Source organism: Bacillus cereus group sp. BfR-BA-01350 (assembly GCF_022663775.1).
GTDB lineage: Bacteria > Bacillota > Bacilli > Bacillales > Bacillaceae_G > Bacillus_A > Bacillus_A paranthracis.
Genome location: NZ_JAKUGD010000021.1, coordinates 32,769 through 48,722 on the forward strand (window position 1 = coordinate 32,769; position 15,954 = coordinate 48,722).

Sequence of the window (15,954 nt, forward strand, 5' to 3'; positions counted from 1 at the left end):
ATTAATTTGTTTTCTTTTCTTTAATCGACTTTACTAATTTAATCATTTCAGCTCGTATATCTTCTTTTTTTACATTTAATTTTTCGGCAATTTGTTTCATATCCATTCCGTCTTTTTTCATTTTTAGCACATCATCAAGGGGAATATTACTTTTTTGAGAGATGATTGTTAATACCGTGAGCTGACGTAATCCGATATTATATTCTTTCATTTTTTGTTTTAGCCCGTCTGGTGTAGATTTTTGCATATTTGCTAATTGTTGCAGTAGTGCTTTTTTTGTTTCTTTATTCATATGATGCTTTTTCAACTTACTTGGATCTACCCCGAAATACTCTGCTGTTTTCTCCCAAGAATTATTTTGCTTATAGTAAGCTAAAACGTCTTTTATTTCTTTATTACTCATTTTTGCAATATGGGCAGCTTTCCAAATTTCATGTTTGTTATAGCCGAGTTTTTCGAGCGATTGCATTTCTTCTTCTGAAATTGGTTTATGATGATGCAATGTTACTTCTTTTGGCGTAGCAGCGAAAGTGGGGAAGACGGTTGCACCGAATAATAATGCTGCCATAGTCATACTTACTGCGATTTTTTTGTACATATAAACTCCTCCTAGATAGATAATGTGGAAAACTGTACACATATCATTTCCATAAAATGTGAAATACTTGTGAACAAATCAAGTTTTTTTATTCACAGTATGAACTGAAGTTTTTGGGAGTTTTCCAACATAAAACATTGATTAATAGTAAAAAACTAAGGTATAATCGAAATTGAAAATCAATATCAACAATAAACGTATACATATAGATAAAAATAAGGGAGAGAAAAATATGACTACATATACTTCCATCGCAAATGTAATTAAAGAAAGACGTTCTGTTCGTACATTTATAGATAAAGCAGTAGACAAAGAGTTATTAATTGAACTATTAAATGACGCAACATGGGCACCGAATCATAAACACCGTGAACCATGGAATTGTAAATTATACATTGGAGAAGGCCGTCAGAAATTAGTAGACGCAGTATTAAATTCTTTCACAGAAGAAGAAAGAGCAAAACGCGGTAAAATTTTATCGAATCGTTTCTTAAGCACACCTGCACAAATTGTTGTATATATAAATGAAGATCCACGTCAAATTCAACGTGATGAAGATTACGCTGCAACATGTGCATTTATGCAAAACTTCCAACTTCTTGCTTGGGAACGTGGATTAGGTTGTGTTTGGAAATCAGGCGGATTAAACTACAATCCACTATTTATAGAAGGACTCGGTTTAACTAGAGGTCAACGCATCGTTGGAATTCTTCACCTTGGCTATTTTGATAAAGCGCCAGAAGGAAAAGCTCGTACGCCGATTACGGAGAAGATGGAGATTATTGAAGGTTAATAGATGAGACATTCTCGTTTTTATGAGGGTGTCTTTTTATTATGCAATCAATCCTCATGAAAGCTTGTTCTCAATCATACACTTTCTTAAGGGAAAGTGTAAGGAGGGAAAATAATGAGAGCAAGTGACGATAAAGCACTGCAATATGCGATTGCGGAAATTACGGAAATTGCGACTGGATTTGGGCTTGATTTTTATCCGATGCGTTATGAAATATGTCCAGCGGAAATTATTTATACATTTGGTGCATATGGGATGCCGACGCGGTTTTCACATTGGAGTTTTGGAAAACAGTTTTTCAGAATGAAATTACAATATGATTTAGGTCTTAGCAAAATATACGAACTCGTTATTAACTCTGATCCATGTTATGCCTTTTTATTAGATACGAACTCGTTAATTCAAAATAAATTAATCGTAGCACACGTGTTAGCGCACTGTGATTTCTTTAAAAATAATATTCGTTTTTCAAATACGAAGCGAGATATGGTAGAAAGTATGTCAGCAACAGCTGAACGGGTGAAAGCATATGAGCATAAATACGGAAAAGAAGAGGTAGAAACATTTTTAGATGCCGTACTTGCTATTCAAGAGCATATTGACCCGTCGCTTATGCGTCCGAAACTGGCGTGGAGTATTGATGATTTAGAAGAGGAAGAAGTAGAGAAGAAAAAGGCATCACAATACGATGATTTATGGAATTTAGATAATCGAAATAAAAAGCAGGAACGCTCCAATGTACGTAAAAAGAAGAAAATCCCACCGCAACCAGAAAAAGATTTACTTCTCTTTATTGAAGAATATAGCCGTGAGCTAGAAGATTGGCAGCGAGACATATTAACGATGATGCGTGAAGAAATGCTATATTTCTGGCCGCAGCTTGAAACGAAAATTATGAACGAAGGCTGGGCATCCTTCTGGCATCAACGCATACTTCGCGAAATGGACTTAACATCTGATGAAGCAATTGAATTTGCGAAATTAAATGCAGGCGTTGTACAGCCATCAAAAACGAGCATTAATCCATACTACCTCGGTATTAAAATGTTTGAAGATATTGAAGAACGTTACAACAACCCGACAGAAGAAATGAAGCGACGAGGTGTCAAACCAGGATCTGGTCGAGACAAAATCTTTGAAGTACGCGAAATCGAATGGGATGTATCGTTTTTAAGAAACTACTTAAATAAAGATCTCGTAATGAGAGAAGATATGTACTTATTCCAGCGCCAAGGAAAAGAATATAAAGTAATAGATAAAGAGTGGGAACATGTACGTGATCAGCTCGTAAATATGCGTACAAATGGCGGTTTCCCGTACTTAGTAGTAGAAGATGGAGACTACTTAAAGAATGGAGAATTGTACATTAAACATAGTTACGAAGGAATTGAGCTCGATTTAAAATACTTAGAAAAGGTATTACCATATCTTCATCAGCTGTGGGGAAGAACAGTGCATATGGAGTCGATTGTGGAGAGTAAGGGTGTTGTGTTTTCTTATGATGGGAAGATGGTGCATCGGAAGTATGTGTGAAGGAAAGAACGGACATAGAATGCTATGTTCGTTCTTTTTATTTGGAACAAGGTTAAATATGCTATTCTTGAAAAAGGGAGTTACATAGAGAAATGGAGAGATTCAAATGAGCAAAGTAGGGGTATGTAAGGTGGATATTACGCCGCCTATAGGTATTGATTTTGTCGGATACCATCGAGAAACAGGAATAAATAATATTGAAGAGCGTATTTATGGGACAGTTTTTGTATTTGAAAAAGATGAAATGAAAACTGTGTTTATAAGTATTGATAATATTGGAATGTTAGTAGAAGATACGAATATGATTCGTGAGCGAGTAGCAAGTAGGCTTCATGTGCCATTTGAGCGAATAACTGTTGTTTATACACATACACACTCTGGTCCGGAAACGGTTGGTAAGCAACCTTTAGTAAAGTCGTATAAAACGATTTTACTAAATAATGTAGTGCACGGTGCGGTTACTGCGAATAACAACTTGAAGCAATGTGAAGTGGGCTGGGGTGTTACGGCAGGTGATATTGGAGTAAACCGAAGAGAGAGAACATCTGATGGAAGAGCAAAGATGGGAACAAATATAGGGGGTGTTGTAGATAAACGAATTGGGATGTTAGCGATAAGGGATGCTGAAACGAGGGGTTTATCTGGAATTATAGTATTTTGTACTGCACATCCGAATGTTTTAAAAGGTGATAGTGATGTATTATCAGCAGATTATCCGGGAATGACGAGAGAGATTCTCGAGAAAATTGTAAACTGTCCTGTTATGATTGTGCAAGGTGCTGCTGGTAATGTAAATGCGAAATATCGCGGTTCAAGGGAAGCATTAAAGAAAATGGCTTACACACTTAGTGGACATGTATTAACGATGTTGCCAACAGTTACATACAGCCCAATTGTAAATGTAAGAACAGTTTCGAGTACGATGCAAATGAAGTTGAAAGATATTCCTGAAATGAATGAGATACGAAGCATGGCTCAATTAGCAGAGAAACAGTGGGGTGTGAATACGGATGAATGGCTTACTATCGTTTTAGAGAAATATAAGCAAGGTATTCGGCAGTTACGTATTGATTTAGAAGTGCAACTGTTTCAAATTAATGAGGGTATATTCTCAGGTATACCGATGGAACCTTTTTCAGAGACTGCGTTAGTAATGAAAGAGAGTCTTCAAAATGAACTAGCTTTCTTTGGTGGATATACGAACGGATATATTGGTTACTTACCAACGAAGGAAGAATTCGCATATGGTGGATATGAAGTGGAATTAAGCCCTGTAGTGTATGGACCGGTTACGAATTTATTGATGCCACCGGAGGAAAATACAGCAGATGTAATCGTACAGAAAGCTATAGAACTATACGTAAAAGAACTTAGAGAGATCTAAGTTCTTTTTTGTTTCAAATTTGTGAAAGAAAGACATATGGATTGAAATTAAATTTTTTATAATTTATTATATACCCATACAGGTATAGGTTTTTCGTATGTGATACATGAGAAAATTAAATAATAAATAATATGGAGGTTTAAAATATGTCCAGAAAAATAGTTGTAGTAGGCGGAGTTGCCGGTGGGGCCTCAGTAGCTGCAAGGCTTCGTCGATTAAGTGAAGAAGATGAAATTATTATGGTGGAGCGCGGTGAGTATATTTCATTCGCAAATTGTGGATTACCATACTATATTGGCGGTGTCATTACAGAAAGACAAAAGTTATTAGTACAAACTGTTGAAAGAATGTCGAAGCGTTTTAATTTAGATATACGTGTATTGAGTGAAGTAGTAAAGATTAATAAAGAAGAAAAAACAATTACGATAAAGAATGTAACGACAAATGAAACATATAACGAGGCATACGATGTGTTAATTCTTTCACCAGGGGCAAAACCAATTGTTCCATCTATTCCAGGGATTGAAGAAGCGAAGGCGTTGTTTACGTTACGGAATGTACCGGATACTGATCGTATTAAAGCGTATATTGATGAGAAGAAACCACGTCATGCGACGGTGATTGGTGGCGGATTTATTGGAGTGGAAATGGTTGAAAACTTAAGAGAACGCGGGATTGAGGTTACTCTTGTAGAGATGGCGAATCAAGTAATGCCACCAATCGATTATGAAATGGCAGCATATGTGCATGAGCATATGAAAAATCACGATGTTGAGCTCGTTTTTGAAGATGGTGTAGATGCGTTAGAAGAGAACGGGACTGTTGTACGTTTAAAAAGTGGCTCAGTTATACAAACAGATATGCTTATTTTAGCAATTGGTGTACAACCAGAGAGTAGTTTAGCGAAGGATGCAGGGTTAGCACTAGGAGTTAGAGGAACGATAAAAGTAAATGAGAAATTTCAAACGTCTGACCCACATATATATGCAATTGGTGATGCGATTGAAGTAAAAGATTTTGTTACTGAAACAGAAACGATGATTCCTTTAGCGTGGCCAGCTAATCGTCAAGGTCGTATGTTAGCAGATATTATTCATGGTCATACGGATTCTTTATATAAAGGTACGCTCGGAACTTCTGTAGCTAAAGTTTTTGATCTAACAGTTGCTACGACTGGAGTAAATGAGAAAATATTAAAACGATTAAATATACCCTATGAGGTAGTACATGTGCAGGCAAATTCTCATGCGGGATACTACCCGAATGCTACGCCAGTGCTAATAAAATTAATTTTTAATAAAGATAGTGGGAAAATTTACGGAGCACAGGCTCTAGGACGTGACGGTGTAGATAAGCGTATCGATGTTATCGCAACGGCAATAAAAGCAAATTTAACTGTACTTGATTTGCCCGATTTAGAATTATCATATGCACCGCCATATTCTTCTGCAAAAGACCCTGTAAACATGGTAGGGTATGTAGCAAGTAATATAGTAGATGGTTTTGTGGACACAGTACAATGGCATGAGATAGATCGTATTGTTGAAAATGGTGGATATCTTATTGATGTTCGAGAGCCTAATGAACTAAAGCAAGGAATGATTAAAGGCTCTATTAATATTCCGTTAGATGAATTACGTGATCGTTTGGAGGAAGTGCCAGTAGATAAAGATATATATATTACGTGTCAACTCGGTATGAGAGGGTATGTTGCAGCACGCATGTTAATGGAAAAAGGATATAAGGTAAAGAATGTAGATGGTGGTTTTAAGTTGTATGGGACAGTCTTACCAGAACGTATTGTATATTGATATTTTTTCATCTTCCACTTCAAAATTTGGTGGAAGATGAAAGCCTATAGATGAAGGTTTCGCTTTGTGTTTTGTGAATGTATAAAATAAAATTTTAAAATAAGGGTTTACAAAATACCCTACAGGGTATAATGTATTGTCATAAGTTATAAATAGTGACATAATGGTAATGAGGTGATTATACAATGGAATATAATCAAGATATGAAAAATAGATTGAAACGTATTGAAGGTCAAGTTCGTGGCGTGCTTCGTATGATGGAAGAAGGAAAAGATTGCCGAGAGGTTATTACACAGTTAACGGCATCTCGTTCTGCACTTGATCGTACAATTGGCCTCGTTGTTGGAACAAATTTAGAGCAATGTTTACGTGAACAGTTTGAAAGTGGTAATGGTTCAAATGAAGAATTAATTAAAGAAGCTGTTCAATTACTTGTAAAAAGCCGATAATCTGTCAAACGTAAGTGTTGACAGATTTTCAAAAACATTTTATTATACCCCTACAGGTATATGTATATAAGTTGTGGAGGAATCGACTATGAGTATAAAAGTGGATATGAGTTTAGATTGCAAAGGTTTGGCTTGTCCGATGCCGATTGTGAAAACGAAGAAGGCGATAGAAGGATTAGCATCAGGGCAAGTGATTGAAGTTAAGGCAACAGATAAAGGGTCTACTGTAGATATAAAAAGTTGGGCGAATAAAGTAGGGCATCAATATATCGGTACAAAACACGAGGGCGATATTTTGATGCATTACGTTAGAAAAGCACATGAGCATGAAGTGAATGAAGTTGTGAAATATCCTCATACAATTACGAATACAGAGTTGGAAGAGATATTAGTAAGTGGTGAAGAGTGTACTGTATTAGATGTTCGTGAAGCAGCGGAATTCGCTTTTGGTCATATTCCATCTGCTACTTCGATGCCGTTAGGTGAACTAGAAAGTCTAGTCTTAGATAAGACGAAGAAAATTTATGTTGTTTGCCGAACTGGTAATCGCAGTGATGTAGCTTGCCAAATGTTGAAAGAGAAAGGTTATACAAATGTGAAAAATGTTATTCCCGGTATGATAGAGTGGCAAGGGAATATAGAGAATTAAATTTTTTTAAATAAAAATATACCTCAGGGGGTAAGAAGATGGAAGTTAAATCATTACAAGCAAAAGATGTTGCAGAGAAAGTTTTATTCGGAGAGTTGTTTATTTTAGATGTTCGTAATGAGACGGATTATGAAGATTGGAAAATTGAAGGGAAACAAATCTCATCTATAAATAAACCGTATTTTGATTTATTAGATGGTGTAGATCAAATTGTAAGTGAATTACCTAAAGATAAAGATATTTTAGTAGTATGTGCAAAAGAAGGGTCTTCTATATTTGTGGCAGAGCAGTTAACAGAGGCTGGATTAGAAAATATTTATTATTTAGCTGGTGGTATGAAGGCTTGGAGTGAATATGTAAAGCCTATAAAAGTTGGAGATTTAAAAAATAGCGGAAGTATGTACCAGTTTAACCGCCTTGGAAAAGGCTGTTTATCTTATATGGTCGTTTCAAACGGTGAAGCAGCAGTTATTGATGCAGTAAGAACAGTTGAAGCGTATGAAGAATTTGCGAAAGAGCATGCTGTTACGATTACGAATGTAATGGATACACATTTACATGCAGACCATATTTCTGGAGGACGTAAGTTAGCGGAAAAAGTAGGGGGTACGTATTGGTTACCGCCAAAAGATGCGGAGGAAGTTGTTTTCTCATATGAACCGCTCGTTGAAGGATCTGTTATTACGATGGGGGGTACTAAAATTGAAATTGATGCATTATACTCACCGGGGCATACGATTGGAAGTACGTCATTTATTGTAGATGATTCCTATTTATTATCAGGCGATATTTTATTTGTAGATTCCATCGGGCGTCCAGATCTTGCTGGGAAGGCTGAAGATTGGGTAAGTGATTTACGTAATACTTTGTATAGCCGATATAAGGAACTATCTCAAAATTTAATTGTGTTACCGGCTCATTATTCAAAAATAAGTGAAATGGACGAAAGTGGTATTGTTAGTGCAAAATTAAAAGATTTATTTGAGCATAATGCAGGATTAAATATTGAGGATGAGGGAGAGTTCCGTAAAGTTGTAACAGAAAACTTACCACCTCAGCCAAATGCATATGAAGAAATCCGTCAAACGAATATGGGTAAAATTCACCCGAGTATGGATGAAGAGCGTGAAATGGAGATTGGTCCAAATCGTTGTGCAGTTCACAAATAAATAAACGAATGAATGAAAAATGGAGGAATAGATGATGAATGTAAAACAAGTATTAGATGCGAAAGATTTAGCATGTCCAATGCCGATTGTAAGAACGAAGAGAGCGATGGATACTTTGCAAACTGGAGAAGTGTTAGAAGTACAGGTAACTGATAAAGGGTCAGTTAAGGATATTCCAGCGTGGGCAAATAAAAGTGGCCATGACATCGTAAAGCATGAAGAGGAAGGCGATGTGCTGAAGTTTTGGATTAAGAAGGCATAGTATTTTTATAAATGTAGAGAGGTTGATTATATGAACACAATATTAAGTACGCTTTTCATTGTACTTGCTGCATGGTTTGTTATTTCACGTTTTTTACCTGTGAAAGGTGTTCAAAATATAAACGGAAAAGAATTAAAAAGTATAGTAGGAAAACAGGGAAAGTACTTTATCGATGTTCGTACAGTAGGTGAATATAGAGGAAATCATATGAAAGGATTTCAAAATATCCCGCTAAATGACTTAGCGAGTAAGACAAATCAATTAGATAAGAATAGGGAAGTAATCGTTATTTGTCAGAGTGGAATGAGAAGTAAACAAGCAGCGAAAATGTTAAAAAAATTAGGATTTCAGCACGTTATCAATGTTTCAGGCGGTATGAATGGTTTGTGAGGAGGAAATGTAAAATGAAAGAAATGACAGCAAAAGAATTAGAAGAAAAATTGTTACGTAAAGAAGCAGTAAATATCGTAGACGTACGTGAAGTAGAAGAAGTAGCTGAAGGGAAAATTCCAGAAGCGTGTAACATTCCACTAGGACTATTGGAGTTTCGTATGCATGAGTTGGATAAAAAGAAAGAGTATATTATCGTTTGTCGTTCTGGCGGAAGAAGTGCACGAGCTGTTCAATTTTTAGAGAGCTACGGTTTTCAAGCAATCAATATGGTAGGTGGTATGTTAGCGTGGGAAGGGCAAGTAGAATAGGGCGAAGCAATTTTTTATAAAAATAAAAATACCCCTATAGGTAATTGGAGGGAGAACAACATGGAACAACAGAAGAAAACAACAATCGTTTTATTTAGCGGAGATTATGATAAAGCGATGGCTGCTTATATTATTGCAAATGGTGCAGCGGCGTATGATCAAGAGGTAACTATTTTTCATACTTTCTGGGGATTAAATGCTTTAAGGAAAGATGAACATGTAGAGGTAAAGAAAACTTTCATAGAAAAAGTGTTTGGAAAGATGATGCCACGCGGCGCTGATAAGATGGGATTATCTAAAATGAATTTTGCAGGTATGGGACCAAAGATGATTAAAGGTATTATGAAAAAACATAATGCGATGCCGTTACCAGATTTAATTGATTTGGCGAAAGAACAGGGGATTAAACTTGTAGCTTGTCAAATGACAGTAGATTTATTAGGGTTAAAAGAGGAAGAGATTATGGAAGGGGTAGAGTTTGCAGGAGTAGGAGCTTATTTAGCAGACGCTTCGGATGGGAATGTGAACTTATTCATTTAATTCATCTTCTTTCTAGAAGGGAGGGGATGTAAGATGAGCTTAGTCGTATTACTTTTTATAATTGGGTTTATAGGATCGTTTATATCAGGAATGGTTGGAATTGGCGGTGCGATTATTAATTATCCGATGATCTTATACATTCCGGTATTGCTAGGATTTACTGGCTATACTGCACATGAAGTGAGTGGTATTACAGCGGTGCAAGTATTCTTTGCAACTTTTGCAGGGGCATGGGCTTATCGGAAAAGTAATGATATGGATAAAACGCTCGTTGTGTATATGGGAGCTAGTATATTAATAGGAAGTTTTATAGGTAGTTTTGGTGCTAATGCATTAGAGGAACATACGGTCAATGTTGTTTATGCAGCGTTAGCAACAATTGCTGCTATTATGATGTTCGTACCGAAACGAAATAATGGTGATGAACTGAAATATAATAAATGGTTAGCAAGCTTGTTAGCGTTTAGTGTAGGCGGAGCATCAGGTATTATAGGTGCTGGAGGTTCGTTCCTTTTAGTTCCGATTATGCTAGTCATTTTAAAATTGCCAATACGTACAACAATAGCAACATCTATAGCTATTACGTTTATTTCCTCAGTAGGGATTACAACTGGAAAAGTAATAACTGGGCAAGTAGTTGTAATGCCAGCTCTTATTATTGCGATTGCAAGTATCTTTGCTGCGCCGATTGGAGCGCGAGTTGGGAAAAGGATCAATCAAAAAGCACTACAATATATGTTATCGATTTTGATTGTAGGAACTGCTGTTAAAATGTGGATTGATATGATATCGAAATAAAAGGATGGCGCTGCTTGCAGCCCATCCTTTTATTTATGCCCAAATCACTTTCATTAAGTTTTTGTATTCGTCATTTGCTAATTTATATAGCATTCTCGTATGTTCAAAGACAAGTGCTGGATTAAAGTTTGGTTCTGAGAATGCAAGAGATGTTGAAATATCAATTGCATTTTGCTTGTTTAATGTGAATTTTGCAAATCGATAAGATGTGTTTAATTCATTAATAACGTGCAAAATATCATTTGTTGCTGTTGCATCAGGTACGTGAGCAACATTGAAGCAGTATATATCTACAGTAGGATGTTCGTTTTGGAAAGCAGCGATAAGTTGAATTTTTGCGCCAGCTTCTGTCTCTAATCCTACTGAAAAATGAACAGAACCATCATTTTCATCTATATTTTCTTCCATGTATATATCGTTGGATTTTAAGTAGTCTTTAAAATCTGAGATGTTATGTTTTACTGCAGCTTTCATATGTATGAGCCCCCTGATAATTGGAATAGATTGCTACTATTTATTATAATTTAAAAATATTAAAAAAGATAGTTAGAAAGTTCTGATTTTTAATTGTGACGGAATAAAAAGAAGCAGTACTCTACCTCCATAGAGAACTGCTTCTTTATTATTCATTGTCGTTAGACGATGTTTCTGTATCTTCATTGCTATTTTTATTTTTCATTTCATTGTTACTTGATTCGCGTTCACTTGTATTTTCAGACTTAGATTCTTTTGTTTTCTCTGTACTTGTTTTTTTCGAATCAGAGTCTGTTTTTGTATATGCAGGTAATCCAAGATGAGTACGAAGATCGTTTGTAACTTTTGCTAATTCTTTTTTATCTGGATTGTAGTAATACGTTCGGCCGCCACCAGCGGATTTGCTACATGTATCGTCACCTTTTTCCATATAGCAGTCGTCACCTTGAATTTGTAATTTCTCGATTTCTGAATCCGATCCGTACTTATAGAATGAAAGCATATCATCAAATGTTAAGTTTGTAACGAATTGTCCGTTAATATCATCAATGATGTTGCCAACTTTTGTTACAGAACCAACACTTGTTAGTTTCTTTAAAATAGCCTCGATAACGAGTTGTTGACGTTGTCCACGCATTGCATCACTATCGATGTGTCTTGTCCTAGCAAGAGCAAGAGCTTCTTCGCCATTTAACTTTTGAACACCTTTTTCTAGGTGAATTGCCTCTGCATTATCATTGCTATCTTGCTCAGTAAATTCAACTGGTACATCAACTTCAATACCGCCCAAGTCATCGACGATTTTTATAAATGATTTAAAGTTAAATTTCACAAAATAATCGACAGGAACATTCATTAATTTTTCAACTGCATCAATGCTTGCTTGTGGTCCACCATTTTTTCCATTTTTAGCAGAACCGAATGCATGAGCGTGTGTAATTTTATCTTTTTTCTTTTCTATTGGAATATAAGTATATGTGTCACGTGGGATACTTAATAGTTTTACAGTTTTGCTATCTTTATTAAACGTTGCAAGCAACAGCGCATCTGTTCTAATAGCTTCACCATATTCTTTTCCTCGGACATCGCTTTCATCAACACCCATTACTAAGACAGAGACATTGTTTGTAATAGGTTTTACAGCTCTATCACGTAAATCAGATTTATCACCGCGCGCTAAATCATGTGCGGCATTTCGAACAGCAGAAGATGCTTTATTTACTAAAAACCAAGTATAACCGCCGCCTATTAATAAAACGAATAGTATAGCGCTTATAATAACTTTTATTTTTTTCTTATTTTTTTTCGGGTTACTGCGTGTATTTTCTTGCAAAGATGGGTTTTGCTCCATTTCCTGTACTCCTTCATTTGGATTGAAATACGACACTCATATCCACTTATTATAATGAAATTTAGCGAAAAAAAACATTACAAATCATTTACATTTCGTAAAAATTCAATTTATTTATAAAAAGTCAGATATTCTATATTTTATTTTTCAGATGTAGAATAAGTATAAGGTTTTTTAGTAGAAATGAAAATATGTATTGTGAGAAAGTAATAGAGAAGTAAGATTTGTTGAAATATAGCCAAGAAGAAATGAATAGGTCTACTTGTTTCTTCTATATAATAAAGAAGAATTTGACGGATAAAGGAGAGAACATAATGAATCATACATCATTCCGAGCAATCGTTGTGAACGAAACAGAAAATAAGCAGTTTGTAAGAAACGTTGTCGAGAGAGAAGTAAGTAGTTTACCTGAAGGGGACGTATTCATACAGGTTCATTATTCTTCACTAAATTATAAAGACGCTCTTTCAGCCACTGGTAATAAAGGTGTTACGAGAACATATCCTCATACGCCAGGAATTGATGCAGCAGGAGTGGTTGTGAGTAGTAAAGATGCTACCATTAAGGCAGGAGATCAAGTCATTGTAACGGGATATGATTTAGGGATGAATACTTCTGGTGGTTTCGGAGAATATATTCGCGTGCCAGCATCTTGGATTGTCCCTTTACCAGAGGGAATGTCATTAAAGGAAAGTATGATGTACGGGACAGCAGGTTTTACAGCTGCTTTATCAGTATATAAGCTTATTAGAGCAGGTATAACGCCAAGTATGGGAGATGTACTAGTAACGGGTGCTACAGGCGGCGTAGGAAGTGTAGCTGTTAGTATTTTAAGTAAGTTAGGGTTTAGCGTAGTAGGAGCGACAGGAAAAATGGAAGAGGAACAGATGCTACTACGTCTAGGAGCGAAAAAGGTGATTCATCGCGCAGAATTGAATGATGAATCAGGAAGACCAATGCTTAAAGGAATATACGCCGGGGTTATCGATACTGTAGGTGGACATATGTTAGAAACGGCTTTAAAAACGGTAAAGTATGGCGGGTGCGTAACGACATGCGGTAATGTGGCAGGACAGGAATTACAAACAACGGTATATCCGTTTATTTTGCGAGGCATAAGCCTGTTAGGGGTAGATTCTGTGCAATGTCCAGCCGATGTGAGAAGGGATGTATGGACGCTCCTAGCAAATGAATGGGAAAATAAAGAGTTACTATCTTATACAGAAGAATGTACATTAGAAGAATTAGATGAGAAGTTTACACTTATATTGCAAGGAAAGTTAAAAGGTAGAACGGTTGTAAATATGAAATGAAAAAAGAGACGCTCATGTTAGCGTCTCTTTCCTATTATAATGATTGTTTTAAATTGACTTTACCTTGTTCACCTAAAACACCATCAGCGATATTTACAGCGTGATCGCCAATGCGCTCTAAGTTACTTACCATATCAACGAAGATGATACTTGCATCACCTGAACAGCTACGTTCATTCAGACGTAATACGTGACGTTTACGAAGAACACGTTCCATTTGATCGATTTTACGTTCTTTTGCAATAACTGTTTGAGCTAGTTCAGTATCGAAGTTTGTTAAAGCTTCAACTGCGTCTTGTAATGTTGAAATCGTTAACTCAAGCATTTCATTTAATTCAGCTAGTGCTTCGTTTGATAGGGAAACACGGTTTGAAATTTGGAAATCAACAAGTTCTACAAGGTTTTCTACATGATCACCGACACGTTCAATATCGCCAACGACACCTGCTAAAACGGAATGTTTTTCAGAATCTGTAGGTGAAAGCGGCTTTTCTGATAGTAAAACTAAATACTCGGTAATTTTTTTATCTAAGTTGTTAATAGCTCCTTCTAATTGAGTAGCCATGTCAGCGTGTTTTTTATCTTGTGTGTTTAAAAATTGGTTTGCTTCTTTTAATCCATGTAATGAAAACTCAGCCATACGAATAATCTCTTTTTGTGCTTCAGTTAAAGCAATAGCTGGAGATTGTTCAATAAAGATTGGATTTAAATGTTGCGGTTTGAAATCAATAGCAGCATCTTCCCCGCGAATAATTTTCGTTACAATCCATGCTAATACAGCGATGAATGGGAACTGAATAATTGTATTCGTTACGTTAAATGTTCCGTGTGCAAATGCAATTGTCATCTCTGGATTTAAGTTTAATGACGTTTGGAAGTATTGAATTAAATTTGTAAAAGGTATTAATAAAATTGTAAAGATGATTGTACCGACAATATTAAAGATAACGTGAACTAATGCTGCGCGTCTTGCAGCAATTGAAGTACCGATTGCTGCTAATACAGCTGTAATTGTTGTACCGATGTTATCACCAAACAATACAGGAAGGGCAGCTTGTAAATCGATTGCACCTTGACCGAATAGTTCTTGTAAAATACCGATTGTTGCACTTGAGCTTTGTACAATTAAAGTGAAGACTGTACCAACAACAATACCTAAAATTGGATTATCACTCATGCTAACCGTTAATTCTTGGAATGATTCTAAAGAGCGAAGAGGCTTCATACCTGTGCTCATTAGTTCTAAACCGAAGAATAACATACCAAAACCGAATATAACTTGACCTAAAGAATGTACTTTTTTATTTTTAAAGAAGAATAGTAAGATAGCTCCAACTGCCATAATTGGAAGAGCATATTCTCCGATTTTAATTCCAATAATAAATGCAGTAACTGTCGTACCGATGTTCGCACCCATAATAACACCGATTGCTTGTCTTAATGTCATAAACCCAGCACTTACAAGTCCGACTGTTAAAGCAGTTGTTCCTGAACTTGATTGGATTAATACGGTAACTAACATACCTGCTAGTACACCCATCAGTGGGTTTGTTGTAAAGCGATCTAGAATATCACGAAGACGATCTCCGGCAGCTTGTTGCAGTCCATCGCCCATGTATTTAATTCCGAATAAGAAAATACCTAATCCACCAATGAACTGGAAGATCATATCTTGAACATTGTATTCCACGCATTCCACTCCTTAAATTTCATGTACGATGTAATTATTAACTAAACCGTGAGCCACTGTAAACGATTTATCAGTAAAATTTACACTAAATTTACAAAGGGATAAAAAGTTTACAATTCTTTAAAGAAACAGCTGTATTTTATTGGTTTTTATCTTTTGTAAATCGTATTTTTGTAAAGAAATCACACTCTTTAGAATAGTGTTTTTCATTTGTATATGAAGGAAATCGTCTGTGAGTTCATCGTATATTTTTTGATGAAAGGTAAAAAAATATGTAGGAAAATGCATGTAGTTTTATAAAATCAAAAATACGTAAAAAAGCCACTGGAATTTGAAGTGACCCCCGAAAGTTAGACAGGTCGTTTCATTAGGCAGCCTCTAGGGTATGAGCCCGGTATTGTACTGGGCTCATACCCTTTAATTTTGCCTTAATTCTTTT

General features: G+C 35.9%; 17 protein-coding genes. 13 read left to right on the forward strand and 4 right to left on the reverse strand.

Features of this window, described 5'->3' with window-relative positions; genetic code table 11:
• Position 1: 1 nt before the first annotated feature.
• Positions 2 to 598: a hypothetical protein gene (locus MR147_RS25950; RefSeq protein WP_242304860.1), complete on the reverse strand. Its 597-nt coding sequence runs from the start codon at positions 596 to 598 to the stop codon at positions 2 to 4.
• Positions 599 to 830: 232 nt separating this feature from the next.
• On the opposite strand from MR147_RS25950, the gene MR147_RS25955 reads away from it, so the two are divergent.
• The 12 genes from MR147_RS25955 (at position 831) to MR147_RS26010 (ending at position 10,687) form a co-directional block, all read left to right on the forward strand.
• The gene (locus tag MR147_RS25955; RefSeq protein ID WP_242304861.1) at positions 831 to 1,391 is read left to right on the forward strand and encodes a nitroreductase family protein; all 561 of its coding nucleotides are present in this window, start codon (positions 831 to 833) and stop codon (positions 1,389 to 1,391) included.
• A 114-nt stretch (positions 1,392 to 1,505) separates the two neighbouring features.
• Positions 1,506 to 2,924, forward strand: a complete 1,419-nt coding sequence (gene spoVR / locus MR147_RS25960; protein WP_001202710.1) for a stage V sporulation protein SpoVR — start codon at positions 1,506 to 1,508, stop codon at positions 2,922 to 2,924.
• Positions 2,925 to 3,030: 106 nt separating this feature from the next.
• Complete coding sequence (locus MR147_RS25965; protein WP_074608963.1) at positions 3,031 to 4,308, forward strand: neutral/alkaline non-lysosomal ceramidase N-terminal domain-containing protein; 1,278 nt, start codon at positions 3,031 to 3,033, stop codon at positions 4,306 to 4,308.
• Positions 4,309 to 4,454: 146 nt separating this feature from the next.
• Positions 4,455 to 6,119 (forward strand): CoA-disulfide reductase, encoded by a 1,665-nt coding sequence (gene cdr, locus MR147_RS25970; protein WP_242304862.1) that lies wholly within the window; start codon positions 4,455 to 4,457, stop codon positions 6,117 to 6,119.
• A gap of 185 nt (positions 6,120 to 6,304) precedes the next feature.
• Positions 6,305 to 6,568, forward strand: coding sequence for a metal-sensitive transcriptional regulator (locus tag MR147_RS25975; protein WP_000456206.1), 264 nt, complete (start codon positions 6,305 to 6,307; stop codon positions 6,566 to 6,568).
• An 88-nt stretch (positions 6,569 to 6,656) separates the two neighbouring features.
• A complete protein-coding gene (locus MR147_RS25980; protein ID WP_042511707.1) occupies positions 6,657 to 7,217 on the forward strand; it encodes a sulfurtransferase TusA family protein in 561 nt (186 codons plus the stop codon).
• Positions 7,218 to 7,255: 38 nt separating this feature from the next.
• The gene (locus MR147_RS25985; protein ID WP_242304863.1) at positions 7,256 to 8,386 is read left to right on the forward strand and encodes an MBL fold metallo-hydrolase; all 1,131 of its coding nucleotides are present in this window, start codon (positions 7,256 to 7,258) and stop codon (positions 8,384 to 8,386) included.
• Between the two features lie 31 nt (positions 8,387 to 8,417).
• The gene (locus MR147_RS25990; RefSeq protein WP_002035794.1) at positions 8,418 to 8,648 is read left to right on the forward strand and encodes a sulfurtransferase TusA family protein; all 231 of its coding nucleotides are present in this window, start codon (positions 8,418 to 8,420) and stop codon (positions 8,646 to 8,648) included.
• Between the two features lie 30 nt (positions 8,649 to 8,678).
• Entirely contained in the window at positions 8,679 to 9,038 is a 360-nt protein-coding gene (locus MR147_RS25995; RefSeq protein WP_001092321.1) for a rhodanese-like domain-containing protein, read from the forward strand.
• Positions 9,039 to 9,052: 14 nt separating this feature from the next.
• Positions 9,053 to 9,349 carry a rhodanese-like domain-containing protein gene (locus MR147_RS26000; RefSeq protein WP_074608969.1) on the forward strand — a complete coding sequence of 99 codons (297 nt, stop codon included), beginning with the start codon at positions 9,053 to 9,055 and terminating at the stop codon, positions 9,347 to 9,349.
• 60 nt (positions 9,350 to 9,409) lie between these two features.
• Positions 9,410 to 9,889, forward strand: coding sequence for a DsrE/DsrF/DrsH-like family protein (locus tag MR147_RS26005; protein ID WP_000437722.1), 480 nt, complete (start codon positions 9,410 to 9,412; stop codon positions 9,887 to 9,889).
• A 33-nt stretch (positions 9,890 to 9,922) separates the two neighbouring features.
• Positions 9,923 to 10,687 (forward strand): sulfite exporter TauE/SafE family protein, encoded by a 765-nt coding sequence (locus tag MR147_RS26010; RefSeq protein ID WP_000060725.1) that lies wholly within the window; start codon positions 9,923 to 9,925, stop codon positions 10,685 to 10,687.
• A 33-nt stretch (positions 10,688 to 10,720) separates the two neighbouring features.
• On the opposite strand, the gene MR147_RS26015 is transcribed toward MR147_RS26010, so the two are convergent.
• Positions 10,721 to 11,161: a hypothetical protein gene (locus MR147_RS26015; protein ID WP_000642359.1), complete on the reverse strand. Its 441-nt coding sequence runs from the start codon at positions 11,159 to 11,161 to the stop codon at positions 10,721 to 10,723.
• A gap of 148 nt (positions 11,162 to 11,309) precedes the next feature.
• Complete coding sequence (locus MR147_RS26020; RefSeq protein WP_000437431.1) at positions 11,310 to 12,512, reverse strand: LCP family protein; 1,203 nt, start codon at positions 12,510 to 12,512, stop codon at positions 11,310 to 11,312.
• A gap of 314 nt (positions 12,513 to 12,826) precedes the next feature.
• Here MR147_RS26020 and MR147_RS26025 point away from each other — a divergent pair, with 314 nt between their 5' ends.
• Positions 12,827 to 13,825: a YhdH/YhfP family quinone oxidoreductase gene (locus MR147_RS26025; RefSeq protein ID WP_074608970.1), complete on the forward strand. Its 999-nt coding sequence runs from the start codon at positions 12,827 to 12,829 to the stop codon at positions 13,823 to 13,825.
• Positions 13,826 to 13,859: 34 nt separating this feature from the next.
• Here MR147_RS26025 and MR147_RS26030 read toward each other — a convergent pair whose 3' ends face one another.
• On the reverse strand, positions 13,860 to 15,515 hold the full coding sequence (locus MR147_RS26030; RefSeq protein ID WP_000456258.1) for a Na/Pi cotransporter family protein: 1,656 nt from the start codon (positions 15,513 to 15,515) through the stop codon (positions 13,860 to 13,862).
• Between the last annotated feature and the right edge of the window lie 439 nt (positions 15,516 to 15,954).

Coding starts and splice junctions, on each gene's coding strand:
- MR147_RS25950 (WP_242304860.1), bottom strand. CDS start 598: ATGTACAAAAAAATCGCAGTAAGTATGACTATGGCAGCATTATTATTC.
- MR147_RS25955 (WP_242304861.1), top strand. CDS start 831: ATGACTACATATACTTCCATCGCAAATGTAATTAAAGAAAGACGTTCT.
- spoVR (WP_001202710.1), top strand. CDS start 1,506: ATGAGAGCAAGTGACGATAAAGCACTGCAATATGCGATTGCGGAAATT.
- MR147_RS25965 (WP_074608963.1), top strand. CDS start 3,031: ATGAGCAAAGTAGGGGTATGTAAGGTGGATATTACGCCGCCTATAGGT.
- cdr (WP_242304862.1), top strand. CDS start 4,455: ATGTCCAGAAAAATAGTTGTAGTAGGCGGAGTTGCCGGTGGGGCCTCA.
- MR147_RS25975 (WP_000456206.1), top strand. CDS start 6,305: ATGGAATATAATCAAGATATGAAAAATAGATTGAAACGTATTGAAGGT.
- MR147_RS25980 (WP_042511707.1), top strand. CDS start 6,657: ATGAGTATAAAAGTGGATATGAGTTTAGATTGCAAAGGTTTGGCTTGT.
- MR147_RS25985 (WP_242304863.1), top strand. CDS start 7,256: ATGGAAGTTAAATCATTACAAGCAAAAGATGTTGCAGAGAAAGTTTTA.
- MR147_RS25990 (WP_002035794.1), top strand. CDS start 8,418: ATGATGAATGTAAAACAAGTATTAGATGCGAAAGATTTAGCATGTCCA.
- MR147_RS25995 (WP_001092321.1), top strand. CDS start 8,679: ATGAACACAATATTAAGTACGCTTTTCATTGTACTTGCTGCATGGTTT.
- MR147_RS26000 (WP_074608969.1), top strand. CDS start 9,053: ATGAAAGAAATGACAGCAAAAGAATTAGAAGAAAAATTGTTACGTAAA.
- MR147_RS26005 (WP_000437722.1), top strand. CDS start 9,410: ATGGAACAACAGAAGAAAACAACAATCGTTTTATTTAGCGGAGATTAT.
- MR147_RS26010 (WP_000060725.1), top strand. CDS start 9,923: ATGAGCTTAGTCGTATTACTTTTTATAATTGGGTTTATAGGATCGTTT.
- MR147_RS26015 (WP_000642359.1), bottom strand. CDS start 11,161: ATGAAAGCTGCAGTAAAACATAACATCTCAGATTTTAAAGACTACTTA.
- MR147_RS26020 (WP_000437431.1), bottom strand. CDS start 12,512: ATGGAGCAAAACCCATCTTTGCAAGAAAATACACGCAGTAACCCGAAA.
- MR147_RS26025 (WP_074608970.1), top strand. CDS start 12,827: ATGAATCATACATCATTCCGAGCAATCGTTGTGAACGAAACAGAAAAT.